Source organism: Arthrobacter sp. B3I9, from assembly GCF_030816935.1.
GTDB lineage: Bacteria > Actinomycetota > Actinomycetes > Actinomycetales > Micrococcaceae > Arthrobacter.
In genome coordinates this window covers 3,080,459-3,101,130 of the sequence record NZ_JAUSYO010000001.1, presented here as the reverse complement: position 1 = coordinate 3,101,130, position 20,672 = coordinate 3,080,459, and the positions used below count along the sequence as shown (strand labels likewise).

20 protein-coding genes are annotated in these 20,672 nt (G+C 67.5%); 14 read left to right on the top strand and 6 right to left on the bottom strand.

Features of this window, described 5'->3' with window-relative positions; genetic code table 11:
- Nucleotides 1–251 precede the first annotated feature (251 nt).
- Together QFZ65_RS14435 and QFZ65_RS14430 are read left to right on the top strand one after the other, a co-directional pair.
- Nucleotides 252–1,592 (top strand): family 1 glycosylhydrolase, encoded by a 1,341-nt coding sequence (locus QFZ65_RS14435; RefSeq protein WP_306911397.1) that lies wholly within the window; start codon nt 252–254, stop codon nt 1,590–1,592.
- Nucleotides 1,582–2,715: a glycosyltransferase gene (locus QFZ65_RS14430; protein ID WP_306911396.1), complete on the top strand. Its 1,134-nt coding sequence runs from the start codon at nt 1,582–1,584 to the stop codon at nt 2,713–2,715. Before QFZ65_RS14435 ends, QFZ65_RS14430 begins: the two co-directional genes overlap by 11 nt.
- Nucleotides 2,716–2,825: 110 nt before the next feature.
- On the opposite strand, the gene QFZ65_RS14425 is transcribed toward QFZ65_RS14430, so the two are convergent.
- The 3 genes from QFZ65_RS14425 to QFZ65_RS14415 form a co-directional block, all read right to left on the bottom strand.
- Nucleotides 2,826–3,380 (bottom strand): NUDIX domain-containing protein, encoded by a 555-nt coding sequence (locus tag QFZ65_RS14425; protein WP_306911395.1) that lies wholly within the window; start codon nt 3,378–3,380, stop codon nt 2,826–2,828.
- Between the two features lie 144 nt (nt 3,381–3,524).
- Nucleotides 3,525–3,980, bottom strand: coding sequence for a hypothetical protein (locus QFZ65_RS14420; protein ID WP_306911394.1), 456 nt, complete (start codon nt 3,978–3,980; stop codon nt 3,525–3,527).
- A gap of 96 nt (nt 3,981–4,076) precedes the next feature.
- A complete protein-coding gene (locus tag QFZ65_RS14415; RefSeq protein ID WP_306911393.1) occupies nt 4,077–4,862 on the bottom strand; it encodes a DUF937 domain-containing protein in 786 nt (261 codons plus the stop codon).
- A gap of 238 nt (nt 4,863–5,100) precedes the next feature.
- Between QFZ65_RS14415 and QFZ65_RS14410 the strand changes: the two genes are divergently transcribed.
- The 7 genes from QFZ65_RS14410 (at nt 5,101) to QFZ65_RS14380 (ending at nt 13,211) form a co-directional block, all read left to right on the top strand.
- Nucleotides 5,101–6,084 (top strand): bifunctional riboflavin kinase/FAD synthetase, encoded by a 984-nt coding sequence (locus QFZ65_RS14410; RefSeq protein ID WP_306911392.1) that lies wholly within the window; start codon nt 5,101–5,103, stop codon nt 6,082–6,084.
- Between the two features lie 67 nt (nt 6,085–6,151).
- Complete coding sequence (gene kynA / locus QFZ65_RS14405) at nt 6,152–7,006, top strand: tryptophan 2,3-dioxygenase (protein WP_306911391.1); 855 nt, start codon at nt 6,152–6,154, stop codon at nt 7,004–7,006.
- Complete coding sequence (gene kynU, locus QFZ65_RS14400; protein WP_306911390.1) at nt 7,003–8,286, top strand: kynureninase; 1,284 nt, start codon at nt 7,003–7,005, stop codon at nt 8,284–8,286. Before kynA ends, kynU begins: the two co-directional genes overlap by 4 nt.
- A 139-nt stretch (nt 8,287–8,425) precedes the next feature.
- Nucleotides 8,426–8,695, top strand: coding sequence for a 30S ribosomal protein S15 (gene rpsO / locus QFZ65_RS14395; RefSeq protein ID WP_306911389.1), 270 nt, complete (start codon nt 8,426–8,428; stop codon nt 8,693–8,695).
- Between the two features lie 244 nt (nt 8,696–8,939).
- Entirely contained in the window at nt 8,940–11,189 is a 2,250-nt protein-coding gene (locus QFZ65_RS14390) for a polyribonucleotide nucleotidyltransferase (RefSeq protein ID WP_306911388.1), read from the top strand.
- A 122-nt stretch (nt 11,190–11,311) separates the two neighbouring features.
- On the top strand, nt 11,312–12,655 hold the full coding sequence (locus tag QFZ65_RS14385) for a pitrilysin family protein (protein WP_306911387.1): 1,344 nt from the start codon (nt 11,312–11,314) through the stop codon (nt 12,653–12,655).
- A gap of 70 nt (nt 12,656–12,725) precedes the next feature.
- A complete protein-coding gene (locus QFZ65_RS14380; protein ID WP_306911386.1) occupies nt 12,726–13,211 on the top strand; it encodes a DUF1579 domain-containing protein in 486 nt (161 codons plus the stop codon).
- Between the two features lie 4 nt (nt 13,212–13,215).
- Here the strand turns inward: QFZ65_RS14380 and QFZ65_RS14375 are convergent, their stop codons facing one another.
- From QFZ65_RS14375 to moaA, 3 genes are all read right to left on the bottom strand, one after another.
- Entirely contained in the window at nt 13,216–14,484 is a 1,269-nt protein-coding gene (locus QFZ65_RS14375) for an MFS transporter (RefSeq protein WP_306912593.1), read from the bottom strand.
- A gap of 232 nt (nt 14,485–14,716) precedes the next feature.
- Nucleotides 14,717–14,983 carry a MoaD/ThiS family protein gene (locus QFZ65_RS14370; RefSeq protein ID WP_306911385.1) on the bottom strand — a complete coding sequence of 89 codons (267 nt, stop codon included), beginning with the start codon at nt 14,981–14,983 and terminating at the stop codon, nt 14,717–14,719.
- A 7-nt stretch (nt 14,984–14,990) separates the two neighbouring features.
- Nucleotides 14,991–16,145, bottom strand: a complete 1,155-nt coding sequence (moaA, locus tag QFZ65_RS14365; protein WP_306911384.1) for a GTP 3',8-cyclase MoaA — start codon at nt 16,143–16,145, stop codon at nt 14,991–14,993.
- Between the two features lie 127 nt (nt 16,146–16,272).
- On the opposite strand from moaA, the gene QFZ65_RS14360 reads away from it, so the two are divergent.
- The 5 genes from QFZ65_RS14360 (at nt 16,273) to QFZ65_RS14340 (ending at nt 20,672) form a co-directional block, all read left to right on the top strand.
- On the top strand, nt 16,273–17,850 hold the full coding sequence (locus QFZ65_RS14360) for a molybdopterin-dependent oxidoreductase (RefSeq protein ID WP_306911383.1): 1,578 nt from the start codon (nt 16,273–16,275) through the stop codon (nt 17,848–17,850).
- 90 nt (nt 17,851–17,940) lie between these two features.
- Nucleotides 17,941–19,164: a gephyrin-like molybdotransferase Glp gene (gene glp / locus QFZ65_RS14355; protein ID WP_306911382.1), complete on the top strand. Its 1,224-nt coding sequence runs from the start codon at nt 17,941–17,943 to the stop codon at nt 19,162–19,164.
- Complete coding sequence (gene moaC, locus QFZ65_RS14350) at nt 19,152–19,673, top strand: cyclic pyranopterin monophosphate synthase MoaC (protein ID WP_306911381.1); 522 nt, start codon at nt 19,152–19,154, stop codon at nt 19,671–19,673. Before glp ends, moaC begins: the two co-directional genes overlap by 13 nt.
- Nucleotides 19,670–20,182, top strand: coding sequence for a MogA/MoaB family molybdenum cofactor biosynthesis protein (locus QFZ65_RS14345; RefSeq protein ID WP_306911380.1), 513 nt, complete (start codon nt 19,670–19,672; stop codon nt 20,180–20,182). Before moaC ends, QFZ65_RS14345 begins: the two co-directional genes overlap by 4 nt.
- Entirely contained in the window at nt 20,172–20,672 is a 501-nt protein-coding gene (locus tag QFZ65_RS14340) for a molybdenum cofactor biosynthesis protein MoaE (RefSeq protein ID WP_306911379.1), read from the top strand. Before QFZ65_RS14345 ends, QFZ65_RS14340 begins: the two co-directional genes overlap by 11 nt.

The following is a 20,672-nucleotide window of genomic DNA, read 5'->3' as shown; positions in this document are numbered from 1 at the left end:
GGGGTTATTGGTGATTTCGGCGAACTGGCGCCGGGGGCGTCCCAAGAAATACTCATGAAGCCTATGGCTACTAACAACTAAGTGTGCTTATGATGTGGCCACTTCGGCGGTATGCAGGATCCGTCCCAGGGGTTACCCCCCCTGCCTGGCGAAAGTTCCCCAATCAGGGGGACTGGCTGAAAGGTCATGATGGAGCAACGCAAAGCTAAGTGTGCACGACCGGATCATTCCCTTTCCCGGGGAGTGGTGGAATGAATGCCCCGTCCAGAGTGCGCCGACAAGGCATCGACATCATCGGTGGTTTCGAGACCACCTATCTCCCGGCGCACGACAGGGACATTGCTGAAACCACCGGTCACGACGTCAGCTGGAAGCAGGACCTTCAGCTACTCGCGGCCACTGGCGTCAAACGGCTGCGGTACCCGGTGCGGTGGCACCGCGTCGAAGCGGAGGAGGGAAAATACGACTGGTCATCCACCGACAAGGTCATGCACTACCTCCGGGATCATGGGTTCGAGCCCATCGTCGATCTGGTCCACCACACCAGCTACCCCCGCTGGCTGACCGGCGGCTTCGCTGACCCCCGGTTCGGATCCGCTTACCTCCGTTACGCAGAGGCGCTGGCCCTGCGCTATCCCTGGATCCGTGAATACACTCTCTTCAACGAGCCGTTCTCCACGTTGTTCCTCTGTGGACACGAGGCGATCTGGCCGCCGTACCACAAGGGGCTGGACGCTTTCGTTGATTTGATCCTGAACGTGCTGCCCTCGCTCGCTGAGGCAAGCCGGTTTTATGCGGAACTGCTGCCCGACGCCCGGCACGTCTGGGTGGATACCTGCGAAAACCACACCGGCTCCAGCCCGGCCGGAATCGCCTACGCCCAGATGGCGAACGAGCGCCGTTTCCTCGTCATTGACGCGTTCCTTGGACGGGGCTACGACCCTGACGGGCTGATGGCGGCACCGCTGCGCGAGGCCGGGGGGAAGCGCTTGCTGGACCTGGCTCCCGGCCGGATCGACACGCTGGGGCTGGACTACTACGCGCACTGCCAGTGGAATTTCGGATCAGGAGGAGGCAGCGCGCCCACCTTGCAGCCGCTTCCGCTCGCGCAACAGATCCACGACTACTGGCAGCGGTACCGGCTGCCCTGCATAATCACGGAAACCAATATCCGTGGTACCAGTTCGGACAGGGCAACCTGGTTCAAATACGTGCTGGAGCAGTGCGAGGTGGCCCAAGCCATGGGCGTGCCGATCGAAGGCCTGTGCTGGTTCCCCTTCATCGACTCCACAGACTGGGATTCGCTGCTGTTCCGTTGCAAGGGCAACATCGACCCTGTCGGGGTCTACTGGCTGGACCGGGAGCTGACCCGAAGGCCCTCGGCCATGTCCGACTCGTATGCACTTGCTGCGCTCGGTCGCCCTGCGGCTGACCTGCCCGCCTACCCCTTTGCCGAACCCGTCGCCAGCTGGCTCACGGGCTACCTGCCGCAGATGTCCCACTGGACCTGGTCACCAACGCCGGACCCGGAGCCGGAACACAAGTTTCATCAGGAAACCCGCATGGAATTGAGGATCGTCGATGAAAAGTGAACTGATAGTACTTTCACACCTCCGTTGGGACTGGGTATGGCAGCGTCCCCAGCAGCTCGTCTCCAGGATCAGCGCCCACCAAGCCACCTGGTTCATCGAAGAACCCCTCTCACCACCGGGAGGCCCGTCCGAACCCAACCGGATGGCGAGTTGCACGGCTGACGGACTGACGCGTGCCTGGCTGGAAATCCCGGACGAAGGCCGGCACGTCGGGTTCTTCGACCACATAGTGCCCCACTACATAGAGCAATTGCCTGAGCTCATCGGTCTGCCGGACGGGGACAGGGTGGTGTGGCTCTACACGCCGCTGGCGCTGGAAATCGCCCTCGCCCTCCAACCGACCACGCTGGTCTATGACGTGATGGACGACCTCGCTGCCTTCAAGGACGCCGCTCCGGAGCTTGTCGTCCGGCAAAAACAGGCACTGCGCCTTGCCGACGTCGTCTTCGCCGGGGGACGATCCATCCACAGCTCCATCGTCCGGCAGGGGCGCTCCGATGCGCAGCTCCTGCCCAGCGGCGTAGCCCCCGAGCACTACCGCCCGGCGCTCACCAGGCCCGACCCTGCCTCCGACCGGCCCGTAGCTGGCTACGTCGGCGTCATCGATGAGCGCCTGGACCTGGAGCTGATCGCGGGGATAGCGGCAGCGCTGCCCAACTGGGAAATCAGAATGGTCGGTCCGGTGGCGAAGATCGACCCCGGGGACCTCCCCAAGGCTCCAAACATCACCTACGCAGGGCACAAGTGCTACGCCGAGCTGCCGGAGGTCATGGCCGGGCTGGACGTCGCACTGATGCCATTTGCCATAAACGAGGCAACCCGCGCCATCAGCCCAACGAAGACGTTGGAGTACCTGGCCGGAGGACTGCCCGTCATTTCCACGCACGTGCCCGACGTCGTCGCCGATTTCTCGTCGGTGGTGCATCTGCGCAGCCGCCCGGAAGAATTCGCCGCCCTGTGCACGCGGCTGGGACGCCGGAAGTCAGCGGCCCGGCCGGATCCCGGCACAAAAGAGCTGCTCAAGAGATACCACTGGGATTCCATCGCCGAGCGTATGCGGGAATCCGTGATCGCCGCCCGGACACAGGACCGCTCGACCCTGGAAACAGTAGCCACCGGCTGACTCGCTCCCCGCGGGCGGAAAGGTCAGGCGGGCGCCGGCGCAATCGTGGGACTCCACTGCGCCGGCGCCCGTGCCCCCCGAAATTCAGCCCGAGCCTTCCGGCGGGCCAGTCACAGCGTTGTGGACGCCTCCAGCAACCGGCGTTGCAAGTCCGGCCAGGATGCGCCGAAACCGGGGTGCAGGTCCTTGTCTCCGACCCGGTCCAGCGGGACCCACTGCAGTTCAAGGCTCTCCGGGTCGCTGATGGCCGGATCAAACGGCTGCAGGACCTCGACCACGACCGTTGTGTAGCTCCAGTAGCCGACGTCGAACACCGAGGTGAACAGGACCCTGACGTTCTCCGGCGGGACGGCGGCTTCTTCCTGCGCTTCGCGAAGAGCCCCGTGCACGGCTTCCTCGCCCTGGTGCAGGGCCCCGCCGGGGAGGCCCCATGTTCCGCCCTTGTCACTCCAGAGTGCGCGGTGCTGGAGCAGGACGCCCTTGGCGGGGTCATGGACAAGGAGCCCGGCGGAGCCGAAGCGGCCCCAGAACCGTCCGCGGTCACCCTCGACCCATGCGTCGCCCGGGTCGCGCGGTCCCAGCGGGCGGCGCAATTCGTCCGGCGGTGAAGAACTGTATGGCGCCGATCCTGCAGTGGCCGGGTTCGCGGCAGTTGTTCTGTCCATCGTTACAGCTTGCCACGGGCACCCTCGGTTGCGGCAGAAGTGTTACTCGAGGGGAACGCGGGGGGGCCATGTCTGGTTCATCCCGTCCCCGCACCTAGGTCCGCGTCAGACACCGCGACCTCTTCGGGCGTTCAGGTTCAGCGTTCAGGACGCCCGGAACGGGAGGGCGGCGCCCCGTTCAAACGGGACGGCACCCTGGGCCGGTGTCAGGGTGAACCATCCGTCCTGCTGCCGGGACGCGTAGATCAGCATCCGCTGCTCCCCGTCGAGCGGGTCTCCGCGCGGGTAGGAAACCCCTCCGGTGCAGGTTTCCGGAGTCGACACCACGCGAAGGAGGCCTGGACCCGGCTGACCCTTGACCACAGTCTCCACCTCAACAAGGTGCACCTGGCTGCTGTAGCCGTAGATGCTGGTTTTCCCGTCCCGCCCCTTCGGCGTGCCGACAACCACCAGGGCGGCATCGTCGAACAGTTCCTGCGGTGTCTCGAAGCGGATCCAGTCAACGCATGTCTCGGTCCGGGAGCCGGGAAAGAAGCCGCAACCCGCCGTCAGAACACAAGCCAGAAGCGATGTCAGCACCGCCCCTGCTTGGCTCCTCATCCTCCGAAGATAGCCGCGCGTCGCGGACCGGTCCATGCCGGGCCGGCCCTGACGGCCCGGCAGGGCCATGCCGGCTGGAAATGTCGGGGGAGTGCCCTACTTCTTCCCGAAGAGTCCGCCCAGCAGGCCGCCGATGCCGCCGTCACCGCCGTCGTCGTTCTTCCGCTCTTCCGGCTGGCTCTCGGGGAGGTCGACCTCGACCAGCTCACCGGGCACGGGTGCGCCGCCGGCGGGCTGGCCCGGGGCCTGGTCCATGGGAGCGGACTGAGGGTCCAGCCGGCTGTCCAGCCCGGCGTCGGGGGCGAGCTGCCTGTCCTGCCCCTTGCCGCCGCCGAGCAGCCCGCCCAGCAGGTCGCCGATGCCGCCCTGACCGCCGCCACTGCCTGCACCGGCGCCGCCCAGCATCCCGCCCAGGATCCCGCCGAGGTCAATGCCGCCGGCCCGGCCGGCCCCACCCGCATCCGACTGCCCGCCTCCACCGAGGACCTTCTTGGCGAGGTAGGACATCACGATCGGCGCCAGGATCGGAAGGAGCTTCTTGACGAGGTCCCCGCCGACGCCGCCCAGCTGCGCGGTGCCGGCCAGCTGGTTGGCCACCTGGTCCTGCTGTCCGCCGAAGACGTGGCTGACGATTTTTTCCCCATCGGCGGTGTCGACCTGCGCCGCGTCCACGCCTCCGTCGATCAGACCGTTCTGGTGCTGGCCGAGGGCCGACTCGAGCGAGGCGGCGCCGTCGGGGGCCTGGGCGTTGTTGTGCATCCCCGCCAGCAGGGTGGGGACGGCCGCCTCCACGGCTGCCTGCGCCGTCTGCCGGTCCGTGCCGAGCATGCCGGCAATCTGGTCTACCGGGATCTGCCCGAGGATGTCGTTGAGCTCAGTCATGGTCTACTCCTTCAGCCGCGCCGGAACGCGGGGACGAGGTGAATCGGCGACTGCGCAGACGCCGCAAGAGTGTTGCCCTAGCATCCTAGACCGGGTCCGAAGCACCGTGGAAGGCGCCGCCTGCGGGGCCCGCCGGGAGCGTCCGGGCCCGGCGGTGATTGCAGGTAATCTTAGAGAGTTCCGGAGCCGGCACTAATTCTCCGGACAAGCTCATGGCAGGCAGCAAAAGGCGAGGTTGATGGTCCACATCTGGAACGATCCGTCCGAGGTCCCGGCGGACTTCGGTCCTTCCGTCGTCACGTTCGGCAACTTCGACGGCGTGCACCGGGGACATCAGCAGGTGCTGTCCCAGCTCATCCGCATCGCCCGCCTGAACCATGCCCGCGCCGTCGCCATCACCTTCGACCCGCACCCCGCACAGGTGCACCGGCCTGAGGCGGCCCCCGAACTGATCATGGGACTGGAGGACAAGCTGGCCGCCCTCGGCGAGCTCGGCCTCGACGCCGTGCTGGTGATGAAGTACTCGCTTGAACTGGCCAGCCTGACGCCCGAGGAATTCGTCGCGAGCGTCCTGGTTGGCAGCCTCCGCGCAAGCCACGTGGTGATCGGCCACGACGCGCGGTTCGGCCGGGGCAATTCGGGGGACCTGCACACCATGCAGGAACTCGGGAAGAAGCTTGGCTTTGAAGTGCTGGTCATCAGCGAGTTTGGTTCCGAAGGGTTCCCCATCCATAACGACGCCGGCACGGACCGCCGTTGCTCCTCCACCTGGGTCCGCGAGGCCCTTGGGGAGGGCGACGTCGCCACCGCCGCCGCCGTCCTCGGCCGGCCCCACCGGATGCGCGGTGAAGTGGTGCACGGCGCCGCCCGCGGCCGTGACCTCGGCTTTCCCACCGCCAACCTCGCGTCCAGCGCCACCGGCTACATCCCTGCGGACGGTATCTACGCCGGCTGGCTCGTGGACGAGGCAGGCACCCGCTGGCCCGCCGCGATCTCCGTCGGTTCCAACCCCACGTTCGACGGCGTAAGCCGCCAGGTGGAGGCTCACGTCATCGACCGTCCGGACGAGGCCGTGGAGGACTTCGATCTGTACGACCAGACAGTGGTGGTTGAATTCGTCGACAGGCTGCGTGGCATGGTGGCGTACCGTGGCCCTGAAGCGTTGGTGGACCAGATGCGGCTGGACGTCGTCCAGGCCCACGAGATCCTGTTCGCGCACTGACCGCACGGCGCTCACGGACCGCACAGCTGCGTCCGCGCACAGCGAGCTGGCAAAGAAAGGCAAGACGGTGACTCTCGAGAAGAACACCAGGGAGCTGGACAAGGACATTGTCCGCGACTTCAGCTCCCGGATGAGCTATGCGTCCTATCTGCAGCTGCCGACGCTGCTCAGTGCCCAGAAGCCGGTCAGCTCGCCCGAGCACCACGACGAGCTGCTGTTCATCATCCAGCACCAGACCACCGAGCTGTGGCTGAAGCTGGTCCTGCACGAGCTCCGCAGCGCGGCGGCGTGGCTCCGCGCGGACGACCTCGGCTCGGCGCTGAAGGCGATCGCCCGAGTCAAGCACATCCAGAAGACGCTGACCGAGCAGTGGTCCGTGCTGGCCACCCTGACTCCCACCGAGTATTCGCAGTTCCGCGGGTTCCTGGGCAATTCATCGGGCTTCCAGTCCAGCCAGTACCGCGCGGTCGAGTTCCTGCTCGGAAACAAGAACCGCAAGATGCTCCCGGTCTTCGAATCCGACCCCGAGGCCCACGCGATGCTGCTGGAACTTCTCGAATCCCCGAGCATCTACGACGACTTCCTGGCCTACCTCAAACGCCAGGGCTTCGACGTCCCGGCGTCCCTGCTGGAACGGGACGTGACCAAGGCTCACGAGTTCTGCCCCGAGCTGGTCCCCGTCTTCAAGCACATCTACGAGAACGCCGCGGACAACTGGGGCGCCTACGAGGCCTGCGAGGAGCTTGTGGACCTCGAGGACAACTTCCAGCTCTGGCGTTTCCGCCACCTGCGCACGGTGCAGCGGACCATCGGCATGAAGACCGGCACGGGCGGTTCCAGCGGGGCGGCCTTCCTGCAGAAGGCCCTCGAGCTGACGTTCTTCCCCGAGCTCTTCGCGGTGCGGACGGAGATCGGCCAGTGAGCATCGGCACCGGCACCAAGGCAACGGACGTCCTCTGGCAGCGGGCCCTCGAACTCGACGCCGCCGATCCACTGGCCGCGTACCGCGCGCACTTCGTCGGAACGGACACGGATCTGTCCTACCTCGACGGGAATTCGCTGGGCCGCCCGCTCAAGCGGACGGCAGCGGACATCGGCCGGTTCATCGAAGAGGGCTGGGGCGGCCGGCTGATCCGGGGCTGGGACGAGGAATGGCTGGAACTCCCGCAAGCCATCGGCGACCAGCTCGGACGGTCCGTCCTCGGCGCGGCGCCGGGACAGACCATCATCGCCGACTCGACCACGGTGGTGCTCTACAAGCTGATCCGCGCCGCGGTGGCTGCCGGCACCGATCCGGCCCGCACCGAAATCGTGCTGGACACCGAGAATTTCCCCACCGACCGCTACCTCGTCGAGGGCATCGCCCGCGAAGAGGGGCTCACCCTGCGCTGGATCGACGCCGATCCCGCTTCCGGTGTGTCCGTCGAACAGGTGCGCGCGGTGACCGGACCGGCCACCGCCGTCGTGGTCCTGAGCCAGATCGCCTACCGCTCCGGGCACCTCGCGGATTTGCCAGGAATTACTGCTGCCGTGCACGACGCCGGCGCGCTGGTGGTGTGGGACCTGTGCCACTCCGCCGGTTCGGTGGAGATCAACCTGGACGAGGCCGGCGTCGACTTTGCCGCAGGGTGCACCTACAAGTACCTGAACGGGGGACCGGGGTCGCCGGCGTTCGCGTACGTCAACGCCCGGCATCTTGCCGGCCTGCAGCAGCCGATTTGGGGCTGGATGGGGCGCAAGGATGCCTTTGAGATGGGCCCGGGCTACGAGGCTGCCAGCGGCATCCGCGGCTTCCTCAGCGGAACCCCGGCCATCTTCGGGATGCTGGCCATGCGCGGAACGCTGGACCTGCTGGAGGAAGTGGGCATGGCGGCCGTCCGGGAGAAGTCCCGGCTGCTGACTGCGTTCGCCATTGAACTGCATGACGCCTGGCTCGCGCCGGCGGGAGTGTCCCTCGCAACGCCGCGGAACCCCGACGAACGCGGCAGCCACGTCACGGTGGACCACCCGGCGTTCCGGGAAATGACCGCTGCCCTCTGGGAGCAGGATGTCATCCCTGACTTCCGGGCCCCGCACGGCATCCGGATCGGGCTTTCGCCGCTCAGCACGTCCTTTGCCGAGCTCTACCGCGGCGTCGCCGCGATCCGGGACCGGCTGCGGGGCTCCGGTTTCGACAAGATCACGGCCGGGCCGGTAAACTAATCGTTGGATCCGGCTGCAGTCCGTGGCGGCTGGCTCTTGTTGTGAACGGCGATTGTCCTCTTCGGAGGAGATTCCCGGCGCGGCACCCCCGGCAGTGAGTTACTGTTTCGGGCCTCACGGCACATCTCTAGGAGTTATTGTGGCACTTGAAGCCGCTGTAAAGCAGTCCATCATCCAGGAATTCGCAACGTCCGAGGGCGACACCGGTTCGCCGGAGGTCCAGGTTGCAGTCCTGACTCAGCGGATCAAGGATCTCACTGAGCACATGAAGGTGCACAAGCACGATTACCACACCCAGCGCGGTCTGCTGGCCATGGTTGGTCGCCGCAAGCGCATGCTGACCTACCTCAAGAACACTGACATCGCCCGCTACCGTGCGCTCATCGAGCGTCTCGGCCTGCGCCGCTAGTCAGCTTTAGGGGGCGGCCCCCTCCTTAACGGAAAGGGGCCGCCTTCTTCAAAAACTCAACAGGAGGATCAACCGCATCACGCATTCGCGGTCTTCGGTAGTGATTCCCGGGAACGGCTTCAAAGGAACGAAGCCCGGCCCGTGGGTCTCGATCGATGACCGGGTGCAGTGCAGGCCAGTAGACAGATGCTGGGCTGGGTTGATGCGGCTGGACTCCGTGAACCATGAAACGGAGGTGACTCTCTTGGAGGGTCCCGAAATCCAGTTCTCAGAAGCAGTCATTGATAACGGCCGCTTCGGCAAGCGTGTAATCCGCTTTGAAACCGGCCGTCTTGCCAAGCAGGCAGCCGGCGCAGCGATGGTCTACATCGACGAAGACACCGCGCTGCTGTCCGCCACCACGGCCGGCAAGCACCCGCGCGAAGGCTTCGACTTCTTCCCGCTGACCGTCGACGTCGAAGAGCGCATGTACGCCGCCGGCCGCATCCCGGGTTCGTTCTTCCGCCGCGAAGGCCGCCCCTCCACGGAAGCCATCCTGGCCTGCCGCCTGATGGACCGCCCGCTGCGCCCCGCCTTCGTCAAGGGCCTGCGCAACGAGGTCCAGATCGTCGTCACCGTGCTCTCCATCAACCCGGACGAGCTCTACGACGTGGTTGCAATCAACGCTTCCTCCATGTCCACCCAGCTCTCCGGCCTGCCCTTCTCCGGTCCGATCGGCGGCGTCCGCGTTGCCCTCGTCGCCGACGAGAACGGCACCCAGTGGGTTGCTTTCCCGAAGCACTCCCAGCTCGAGAACGCCGTCTTCAACATGGTTGTTGCAGGCCGCATCGCCGGGGACGACGTCGCCATCATGATGGTTGAAGCCGAAGCCACCGACAACTCCTGGAACCTCATCAAGGAACAGGGCGCCACCGCCCCCACCGAAGAGGTTGTTTCCGAGGGCCTCGAGGCTGCAAAGCCGTTCATCAAGGCGCTTTGTGAAGCTCAGGCCGACCTGGCAGCCCGCGCCGCCAAGCCGACCGTTGAGTTCCCGATCTTCCTGGACTACGAGGACGACGTTTACGCAGCCGTCGAGTCCGCCGCAGCCGACAAGCTGACCGCCGTCTTCCAGATCCCAGACAAGACCGAGCGCAACGACGCTTCGGACGCGCTCAAGGACGAGGTCACCTCTTCCCTGGCCGGCCAGTTCGAAGGCCGCGAGAAGGAACTCTCCGCTGCCTTCCGCTCCGTCACCAAGCAGGTTGTGCGCCAGCGCATCCTCAAGGACCAGATCCGCATCGACGGCCGCGGCCTGACGGACATCCGCCAGCTCACCGCAGAGGTCGAGGTCCTGCCCCGCGTCCACGGCTCGGCCATCTTCGAACGCGGCGAGACCCAGATCATGGGTGTCACCACGCTGAACATGCTCAAGATGGAACAGCAGATCGACTCGCTGTCTCCCGTGACGCGCAAGCGCTACATGCACAACTACAACTTCCCGCCGTACTCCACCGGCGAGACCGGCCGCGTCGGTTCCCCGAAGCGCCGCGAAATCGGCCACGGTGCCCTCGCCGAGCGCGCCATCATGCCGGTGCTGCCCACCCGCGAGGAATTCCCCTACGCCATCCGCCAGGTGTCTGAGGCCCTCAGCTCCAACGGTTCGACGTCGATGGGTTCCGTCTGCGCCTCCACGCTGTCGCTGCTCAACGCAGGTGTGCCGCTGAAGGCTGCGGTTGCGGGCATCGCCATGGGCCTGGTTTCCGACCAGGTTGACGGCCAGACCCGGTACGCCGCCCTGACCGACATCCTCGGCGCCGAAGATGCCTTCGGCGACATGGACTTCAAGGTCGCCGGTACCGCCGAGTTCGTTACCGCCATCCAGCTGGACACCAAGCTCGACGGCATCCCGGCCTCGGTCCTGGCAGCTGCCCTGAAGCAGGCCCGCGAAGCCCGCCTGCACATCCTGGACGTCCTGAACTCCGCGATTGACACTCCGGACGAGCTCTCCGAGTTCGCGCCGCGCGTCATCGCGGTCAAGATCCCGGTGGACAAGATCGGCGAGGTCATCGGCCCGAAGGGCAAGATGATCAACCAGATCCAGGAAGACACCGGAGCCGACATCTCGATCGAGGATGACGGAACTGTCTACATCGGCGCCACGAACGGCCCGTCTGCCGACGCAGCACGGTCCGCGATCAACGCCATCGCCAACCCGCAGGTCCCCGAAATCGGTGAGCGCTACCTGGGCACGGTCGTCAAGACCACCACCTTCGGCGCCTTCGTTTCGCTGACCCCGGGCAAGGACGGCCTGCTGCACATCTCCGAGCTGCGCAAGATCGCCGGCGGCAAGCGCGTGGACAACGTCGACGACGTCGTCTCCGTGGGCCAGAAGATCCAGGTGGAAATCACCAAGATCGATGACCGCGGCAAGCTTTCCCTCTCGCCCGTCGTGGCGGACGAGGAAGCCTCGCAGGACGCTGACACCGCTGAGGTCTCCCTGGAGTCCGCAGAGTAGTCGCACCTGATTGCAAAAGCGGGGCCGGTGGAGAATTCCACCGGCCCCGCTTTTTGTTAGGCCCCGCTTTTGTTAAAGGTACGATTGCAGGCAGATTTGGCACTGTTTACTGAAAGGCCTTGATGACTGTCGTTCCCCTGCCGCTTGAGCAGAACCTGCATGCTGACACCCTGATCCACGGCGCCGACGGCGGCTCCGAGGTGCGCCGTTCGGTCCTGCCCGGCGGCGTCCGCGTGTTGACCGAGGCGATGCCCGGCCAGCGTTCGGCCACCATCGGGTTCTGGGTCGGCGTCGGCTCCCGCGACGAGGCTCCGGGCCAGCACGGCTCCACGCACTTCCTGGAGCACCTGCTGTTCAAGGGCACCCGGCGCCGCACCGCACTCGAGATCGCCTCGGCCTTTGACGAGGTGGGCGGGGAATCGAACGCCGCCACCGCGAAGGAAAGCACCTGCTACTTCGCCCGTGTGCTGGACACCGACCTGCCGATGGCGATCGACGTCATCGCCGATATGATCACCGGAGCCGTCCTCGATCCCCGGGAGATGGAGCAGGAACGGGACGTCATCCTGGAGGAAATCGCGATGGACAGCGACGATCCCACCGACGTCGCGCACGAACACTTCGTCGCGGCCGTCCTCGGCACGCACCCGCTGGGGCGCCCGATCGGCGGCACACCCGACGCCATCCGCGCCGTCCCCCGGGACTCCGTCTGGGACCACTACCGCCGCTATTACCGTCCGGATGAGCTGGTCATTACCGCCGCCGGGGGACTGGACCACGACGTCGTCTGCGGGCTGGTGGTGGATGCCCTGCACTCAGCCGGCTGGAGCCTGGCGCCGGACGCCGCGCCGGTGCCGCGCCGCTCCACCGAGCGTGCCGACATCACCGGCACCGCCGGCCTGCATGTGGTCAAGCGGCCCGTCGAGCAGGCCAACATCATCATGGGGTGCCCCACGATCGTCGCCACCGATGACCGCCGCTTCGTGATGAGCGTGCTCAATGCAGTGCTCGGCGGCGGCATGTCCTCCCGGCTGTTCCAGGAAGTGCGCGAAAAGCGGGGGCTGGTCTACTCGACCTACTCCTTCGCGTCCTCGTACGCCGACGCCGGGTACTTCGGCATGTACGCCGGCTGTACGCCGTCGAAGGTCCGGCAGGTGCTGGATCTCCTCGGCGCCGAACTGGACAAGCTAGCTGAGGGCGGCATCTCGGACGAGGAACTCCGCAAGGCAGTCGGGCAGCTGTGCGGCGGCATCGTGCTGGCGCTCGAGGACACCGGTTCCCGGATGTCACGGCTGGGCCGGGCCGAGCTCGTGTCCGGCGAATACCAGGATATCGACGAGACGCTGCGCCAGATCAAAGCCGTGACTGCGGCCGAGGTCCAGGAACTTGCCCGCGAACTCGCGGCCGCCCCCCGGACCATCACCGTGGTGGGGCCCTTCGAGGAGAGCGAAACCTTCGGTCTCTGACACGGAAGGACCCACCTGGAAGGAACCCCCTGGAAGGAACCCCCTGGAAGGAACCCCCTGGAAGGAAGATATGGACCGTCCGCCGCCGGGCAGCGCCATCGAGGCGCTCCAGGCTTTCCTGGGCCACTGGGCCGGCACCACGCAGTGGGAAGCAACCCCCTGGGGACCCGCCCGCTCTGCCGGTGTGACGATCACCTTCGCCCGGGCCGCGGCGGGACTGGCGGTCACCGCCATCTACCGCCATACCGAGGCCGACGGAAACACTGTGGAAGGGCATGGCGCGTTCACCGCCGACAGGGACCGGCCGGACAGGCTGTGGTACCACGTCAACAGCCTGGGGCTGCCCCCTGAGGCGCCGGCTCCGGCCCGCTGGCACGAGGGAATACTGACCGTCGAGCGGCGAAGTGACCGGGGCATCGCCCGGCATACCTTCCGGGTGGATGACGACGTCCTGACCCATGGCGCCGGACTCCGGCTGGGCGCCGCGAGTGACTTCACCCCGTTCATGACCTCCGTCTGCCGGCGGGTGCCGGAAACCGGCCGGACACCTGCCTGAACGCTTACGACGGCGGGGCGTTCGCCGCTGGCGTTGCAGTGGCGGCCTCGTCCGCCGCGGGGGCCTGCCGGCGGCTCGCCAGCAGGAACGGCACCGCGATCACAGCGATGACGCCGCTGGCGGCCAGCGACGCCGCGTAACCGTACACGTCGGCCGCCCGGCCCAGTGGCGGTTGCACCACCACACCACCGCTTGATCCCATGAGCGAGTCGAAGCTGAGCACCGTTGCCCGTTGCCTCGAGGGGATCATGTCGTTCAGATAGGCCTGCCGCACCGGGATGGCCGCCGAGGACACCACGGCCCAGAGCGTCAACAGCACCAGGGCAACCCAGAACACCCGGGTGAACCCGAGCGCCACCAGAATCACGGAACTGCCGACGCCGCTGAGGACCAGCACTGTGGTGCGCTTGCGGACCAGGCCCCGGATGCGGGGTGCGACCCAGCCGCCGAGCACTTCGGCGCCGGCGACGATCGCCGCCGCCAGGCCGGCGATGGAGTAGGCACGGGGGTCACCGAAGAGCTCCAGCAGATAAGGCTGCAGGGCGTAGAACACATAAAACGCCACGCCGGCGCTGAACGGCGCGGCCAGCATGACGTACCGCACGGGCGGGTTCTTCAGGCCGTTCTCGATCGAGGCGGACAGCACGGCCCGGGTCGCCTGGAGGGGACGCGGCGAGCGTTCGGGGGTGAAGCCGACGTCGTGCATGAGCCCGAAGGCCACAGCGAACATGGCCACCAGCACGCCCACCCGCAGCAGAAACGGCACGCCCAGGTTGGTCACCTGCGCAATGACGCCGCCGGCCACCGAACCGCCGAGCATCGCGACGCCCGACACCATCTGTCCCCGCCCGAGCACCGGCTCAAGCGCGCCTTCATACCCGGAGTAGCGCAAAGCGTCCACGAGCCAGGCCTCGACGGCCCCCGAGAAGAAGGTGAAGCCCAGGCCGAGCAGGACCGACACCACCGCCCAGGACCAGAACGGGGCGGAGATCTGCCACAGCAGGTAGTAGAGGTACGTCGAGGCGGCCAGCGTCACGGTGCCCAGGAGGAACGACACGCGGCGCCCCCACCCGTCCGCGATCACGCCGGTGGGCACCTCGAAGAGCACCATACCGGCCGTAAAGAAGGCATTGGCGGCGAACGCCTCGAGGTTGCTGAGGCCGGCGTCGAGCAGGAAGAGTGTGTTGATTCCCCAGATGAACGACGCCGCGAGGGTGTTTCCCAGCGTCAGGGTGAGATAGATGCGCTGGATCTTTCGGGACGCGGCGTTCATCGCGTCTCCGTCCGCGCCGGGGCGAATGGGGGCCACGTGCCCATTGTCGTCCCCTGCAGGCCTACGCGCTACGGCTACAGGTCGCCCGGAAAGCGTTGCCATAACGTTGCAAGCCAAAGGTCCGCCGCTGGACATGCCCTCCGCGCAGGCCGCGGAGTGGGCATAGTCCCGTTAAGTCCATCCGTTGGCACGAACAATGGGCATGTCCCCAACCCGAGCCCTGGCAGCGGGCTTAACCGCCGGCGAAGGGCGGCAGCACATCCACGACGTCGTCCGGCTTCAGCGCCGCACTGCGGTCTCGCACGGCAACCTCATTGAGCAGGAAGCTGGAGCGGGAGAGGATACGAGGCAGCGGCGGAGTTCCTGCGGGTGGTTCGGGGCGCTCGACGGCGAGGATCGCCTCGAGCAGGGTCGCAAGGGTGTCGCCGGCGGACAGTTCATAACGTTCCTCGTCCACGCCTGCGGCAGCGCGCGCGGCAGCGAAGTAGCGTACATTCATGGGTGTTTCAGCCTCCGATGGCGCTCATGCTGCGGTCCGGCTGGACGAAGTCCGGGGCGCCCAGCCCCACATGGTCCATTCCGTGGGCCTTGGGCTTGATCCACATGGCGTCCTGCCAGCGTTCGGCCAGCTGCTCGTCGCTGGCGCCTTCACGCAGCAGTCCCAGCAGGTCCACCTCTTCACGGGAGAAGAGGCAGCTCATGATCTTGCCCTCGGCCGTGATCCGGGTGCGGCGGCAGTCGGAACAGAACGGTTCGGTGACGGAGGCGATGATGCCCACCGTTCCCAGCACCGGTCCGGTGGCCGCGTCCGTGCCGGGGACGCGGGCCCGGACCTCGAAGCGTTCGGCCGGGGCGCCGTCGCGGTCCCGCGGATCCGCACTGAGCACATAGTCGGCGGAGAGCAGAGAGCGGATTTCCGCCGCGGTGATCATGTTCCGGCGCGTCCAGCCGTGGTCAGCGTCGAGCGGCATCTGTTCGATGAAGCGGAGCTCATAGCCGCGGTCCAGGGCCCAGGCCAGCAGGGCGGGAGACTCGGCGTCGTTGATACCGCGCATCAGCACCGCATTGAGTTTGACCGGTCCCAGGCCCGCTGCCCAGGCGGCGTCGACGCCGGCGAGGACCTTGTCCAGGAAGGGACGGCGTGTGAGCTTGGTGAAGGTCTCCTCATGCAGGGAATCAAGGGAGACGTTGATCCGGGAAAGCCCGGCAGCCTTCAGCCCGGCCGCCTTCTTGTCCAGGCCGACGGCGTTCGTGGTCATGGAGATCGGAAGCTGCGGGTGGGCCTGGCGCAGCGCGGCAATGATGTCCAGCAGGTCGGCCCGGACCAGCGGCTCGCCGCCGGTCAGCCGCAGTTCACGCACGCCCAGCAGGTCAACACCGATCCGCACGATCCGCACGATCTCGTCCGCGGACATCACGGCCTGCTTCGCAAGCCACTCAAGCCCTTCGGCCGGCATGCAGTACGTGCAGCGCAGATTGCACTTGTCGGTGAGCGAAAGGCGCATGTCGGTGGCCCGGCGCCCGTACCGGTCCACGAGTCCGGCGGTCATCCCGGCCGGGCGGCCCGACAGCGCCGCACTTCCCGAAGAGTCCGCGCCGGAGACATCAGCAGTGGAGCCCGTTCCACCGCGCGGCTGGGGCATGCCAAGCTGAACACTCATAGAGTCAGGCTACGCTACCTTGCTGCTAGCATCACTCCCGCGCAGCCCGATCCGAAACCATGTGCCAGCCAAGTTCCCCCAGGCCTGGAAAGCCACGCCAGGATGCGCCCGAACCTATGCTTGAGACATGGGCACGCTCCAGTCAGCGCCGGCTTCCGCGCCCAGCGGAAACCGGGAACTGCGCTGGTGGGCCGCGGCGGCGGGCGTCGTCGCGGTAGGCACCGGCGTCATGCTCGGTGAGGTCGCCGCCGGCCTCCTGAGCCCTTCCGTCTCGCCCCTGACAGCTGTCGGGGGAGCGGTGATCGATGCCGTTCCGCCGGGCGTCAAGGACTGGGCCATTTCTCTGTTCGGGACCGCGGACAAGGTCGCCCTGCTGGGCGGCATGGCGCTCTCGATTACAGTATTGGCGGCCCTCGCCGGAATCCTTGAGCTGTGGCGCCCTTTCGCCGGGGTCGCCGTCATCGCCGTCTTCGGGGCCGTGGGCGTCGCGGCCGTGCTGGGACGGGCCGAAGCGACGGCCACCGCGGTTCCCATACCTCTGCTGGTCGCTGCGCTGGGTATCGGCCTGCTGCGGTGGCTGGTCGGGCGCCTTCGTGAGTGGCAGGCAGGCCCTGCGGTCTCCGCGGCCCCCGCGGGCGTCCCTGCGCGCCGGCGCTTCCTCCGGGTGCTCGGCGGAACAGCCGCGGTCGCCGCCGTCGGCGCGGTGCTCGCCGCCACTGTCAGGGGAGCTGCCGCCGCCGTCAATGAGCTGCGGAGCAAACTCGTGCTCTCGACGCCGGTATCTCCCGCGCCGCCGGTCCCGGCGGGGGCCGAAGTGCGGCTGGATGGCGTTGTTCCGCTCGTGACTCCCAGCAAGGACTTCTACCGTATCGACACAGCACTGCGGGTCCCGGTGGTGGATCCGCAGCAGTGGCGACTCAAGGTCACCGGCCTCGTGGAGCGGGAGGTCGAACTCGACTTCGCGGCCCTACTGGCCAAACCCCTGATTGAACGGCACGTCACCATTGCCTGCGTCTCCAACGAAGTGGGCGGGGACCTGATCGGCAACGCCCGCTGGCTGGGCTGGCCCGTCCGGGACCTTCTGGCCCAGGCAGGACCCAAGGCCGGTGCGGACATGGTGCTGTCCCGGAGCGCCGACGGCTGGACCGCCGGCACCCCGCTGGAGGTGCTGACGGACAGCCGGGATGCGCTTTTGGCGGTCGGTATGAACGGCGAACCGCTCCCCTTGGAACACGGCTTCCCCGTGCGCCTCATCGTTCCCGGCCTCTACGGCTATGTGTCCGCGACAAAATGGGTGACCGAGCTGAAGGTGACCCGCTTCGTGGACGATGTCGGCTACTGGACACCCCGCGGCTGGAGCGACCGCGGCCCCATCAAGACTTCCTCCCGCATCGATGTTCCCCGTGGAAATTCGGTCCCGGCGGGGGAGGTGACTTTCGGCGGCGTCGCCTGGGCCCAGCACACCGGCATCGGCAAAGTGGAACTGCGGGTCAACCGCGGCGGCTGGCAGCAGGCCGACCTGGCGCCGGGCATCTCCAAGGACACCTGGTATCAGTGGAAGCTTGCCCTGCGGCTGGATGCCGGGCGCTACGAGGTCCAGGTAAGGGCCACCGACCTCGACGGCGCCGCGCAGGTGGAGGACCGCGCCTCGCCCGCGCCCAGCGGAGCCACCGGCTATCACACGGTTACAGTTGACGTGAAGTGACAGCTGACGTGAGGTGACAGCTGACGTGAGGTGACAGAGGGACCGGGAGCAACAGCCGGACGCGATCACCACAAGGGAGCAAGGGGACGTATGCACCGCACGGATACACGGAGCGTCAGCGTGGAAGCGCACCGCGAGTCGGTCCGCGGGCTGCTGGCCCCGCTCCGCACCCCGGACCGGATCGAACTGCTCCCGCTGCTCGCGGCCCTGGGCCGGGGACTCGCAGCGGACGTCGTGGCCCCGGTGGACCTGCCGCCGTTCGCGAACTCCCAGATGGACGGCTTCGCCATCCGCAGCGCGGACGTGGCCGACGGCGGAACCGAACTCCGCGTCGTGGCGCCCATTCCCGCCGGTGCCGCTCCGGAGCGGCTCCTCCCCGGCACGGCTGCGCCCATCATGACCGGGGCCATGATGCCGCCGGGTGCGGACGCCGTCGTACCCATCGAGCAGGCCGTTCCCGATTACTTTCCCGTCCCGGGGGAGCCGGCCACGGTGACCCTGCCCGCCGCCCCCGCCGGAAATTTCATCCGCGGCGCCGGCAGCGACATTCGCGCCGGGGAACCGGCGCTGGCCGCCGGGACGTTCCTGGGGCCGGGACAACTGGGGCTTCTGGCCGCGCTCGGGCTCACCGAGGCGGCCGTCTACCGCACCCTGCGCGTCCTGCTCGTCACCACCGGAGATGAAGTCGTGGAACCAGGCCGCCCGCTCGGTCCCGGCAAAATCTACGACTCCAACGCCACCTTGCTCGAGTCGTCCATGCTCCAGGCAGGCCTCGGCGTGACCCGCAGCGGAATCTCCACCGACCGGCCCGAGGAACTTGCCGCAGTGCTGCGCCGTCACGCCCCCGGCGTGGACCTCATCGTCACCACCGGCGGTGTCAGCAAGGGCGCCTACGAGGTGGTCCGGCAGGCGCTGGACGGCCAGGACGTCGAATTCGTCGGCGTCGCCATGCAGCCCGGCGGCCCGCAGGGGATCGGGACGTTCGACGGCGTGCCCGTCCTCGGGTTCCCGGGCAACCCGGTGAGCTGCCTCGTCTCCTTTGAGATGTTCCTCCGCCCCGTGCTGGGCGAGCTGTTCGGCTCGCCCGCACGCCGCCCGGCGGTCCGGGCCCGGCTGGCTGAAGCCCTGACGTCACCGCGCGGCAAGCATCAGGTCCGGCGCGGCACGTTCCAGCCGGACGGCACGGTCCGGTTGGAGGGCGGCGCCGGTTCCCACCTGGTCTCCGCCCTGGCGCGCTCCAACGCCCTGATCCATGTTCCGGAAGGAACCGCTGACCTCCCGCGGGGCGCTGAGGTGGAAGTATGGATGTTGTGAACGAAGCAGATACCCCCGCCTCGGTGAGCCCAGCGGCCGCAAAGCCGGTCCTGACCCACCTGCGCCAGGACGGCACCGCCCAGATGGTGGACGTCTCAAACAAGGCCGAAACGACCCGGGAAGCCACCGCCACCGCCACGGTGAACAGCACGGCCGAGGTCCTGGCCCTGCTAGGTGCCGGCGAGCTGCCCAAAGGTGACGCGCTGGCCGTCGCCCGGATCGCCGGCATCATGGCCGCGAAACGGACCCCTGACCTCATCCCGCTGTGCCACCCCCTCCCCATCGCGAAGGTCACCGTTGACTTCGAGCTGGACACCGCCAGGGTCACCGTCTTCGCCACGGTCAAGACCCGGGGCGCGACCGGAGTGGAGATGGAAGCCCTCACCGCGGCCTCGGTGGCGGCGCTCAGCGTGTACGACATGATCAAGGCCGTGGACAAGCATGCGGTCCTGACAGACATCAAGGTGCTGGCCAAAAGCGGCGGCAAGAGCGGGGACTGGTCCATATGAGCATGCCCGAACCCCACCGCCACGGTGAAGCGACCGGGCGGAAGGCCGGCGTCGTGATTGCCTCCACGCGGGCCGCGGCGGGCATCTACGAGGACCTCACCGGTCCCGTCATCATCGACTGGCTCACCGAACACGGATTCGAGCCGTTCCCGGCGCTCGTGGTCCCCGACGGGGACGCGGTGGGTGCTGCCCTCCGCGCCCTCCTGACCCAGCGCCCCGCCGTGATCATCACGAGCGGCGGCACAGGCCTCAGCCCCACCGATGCCACCCCCGAGCAGACCCTGCCCCTCCTGGACCGGGAAATTCCGGGCATCATGGAAGGGATCCGGAACGCGGGAACGGCCAAGACGCCGACGGCCATGCTGAGCCGGGGCCACGCGGGAGCGGCCGGGCAGACGTTCATTGTCAACCTCCCGGGATCGCCGAAAGGCGTTATGGACGGCCTGAGCGTGCTGGATCCCATTCTCGGGCACCTCTGCGACCAGCTGGAAGGCAGCCATGGGCACTGACACAGGCTTTGAAATCGTCCACGCGGTCCTCAGCACCGAACCGATCTCCGTGGACCAGGCCATCGCCGCCGTCGAATCCGACACGGCGGGGGCCGTCGTCAGCTTCAGCGGCGTGGTCAGGAACCACGACGGCGGCAAGCCAGTCCGGCGGCTCAGCTACAGCGCGCACCCCACAGCGCACCAGGTGATGGCCGACGTCGTCGCTGCCCTCGTCGCGGAGCAGGCGGACGACGCGGGCGCCGGGGCGTCCCTCGCTTCCGGGCAGGCCGACGGCGGGCAGCGCCCGCCGGTGCGGATCTGGGCGGCGCACCGGATCGGCATGCTGGAGATCGGGGACCCGGCGCTGGTCTGCGCCGTGTCGGCCGCGCACCGGGGCCAGGCTTTCGAGGTCTGCTCGGAGCTCGTGGACCGGATCAAGGCGCAGGTTCCCATCTGGAAGGAACAGTTCTTCACCGACGGCACGGTGGAATGGGTCGGCGCCGGCGGGTAG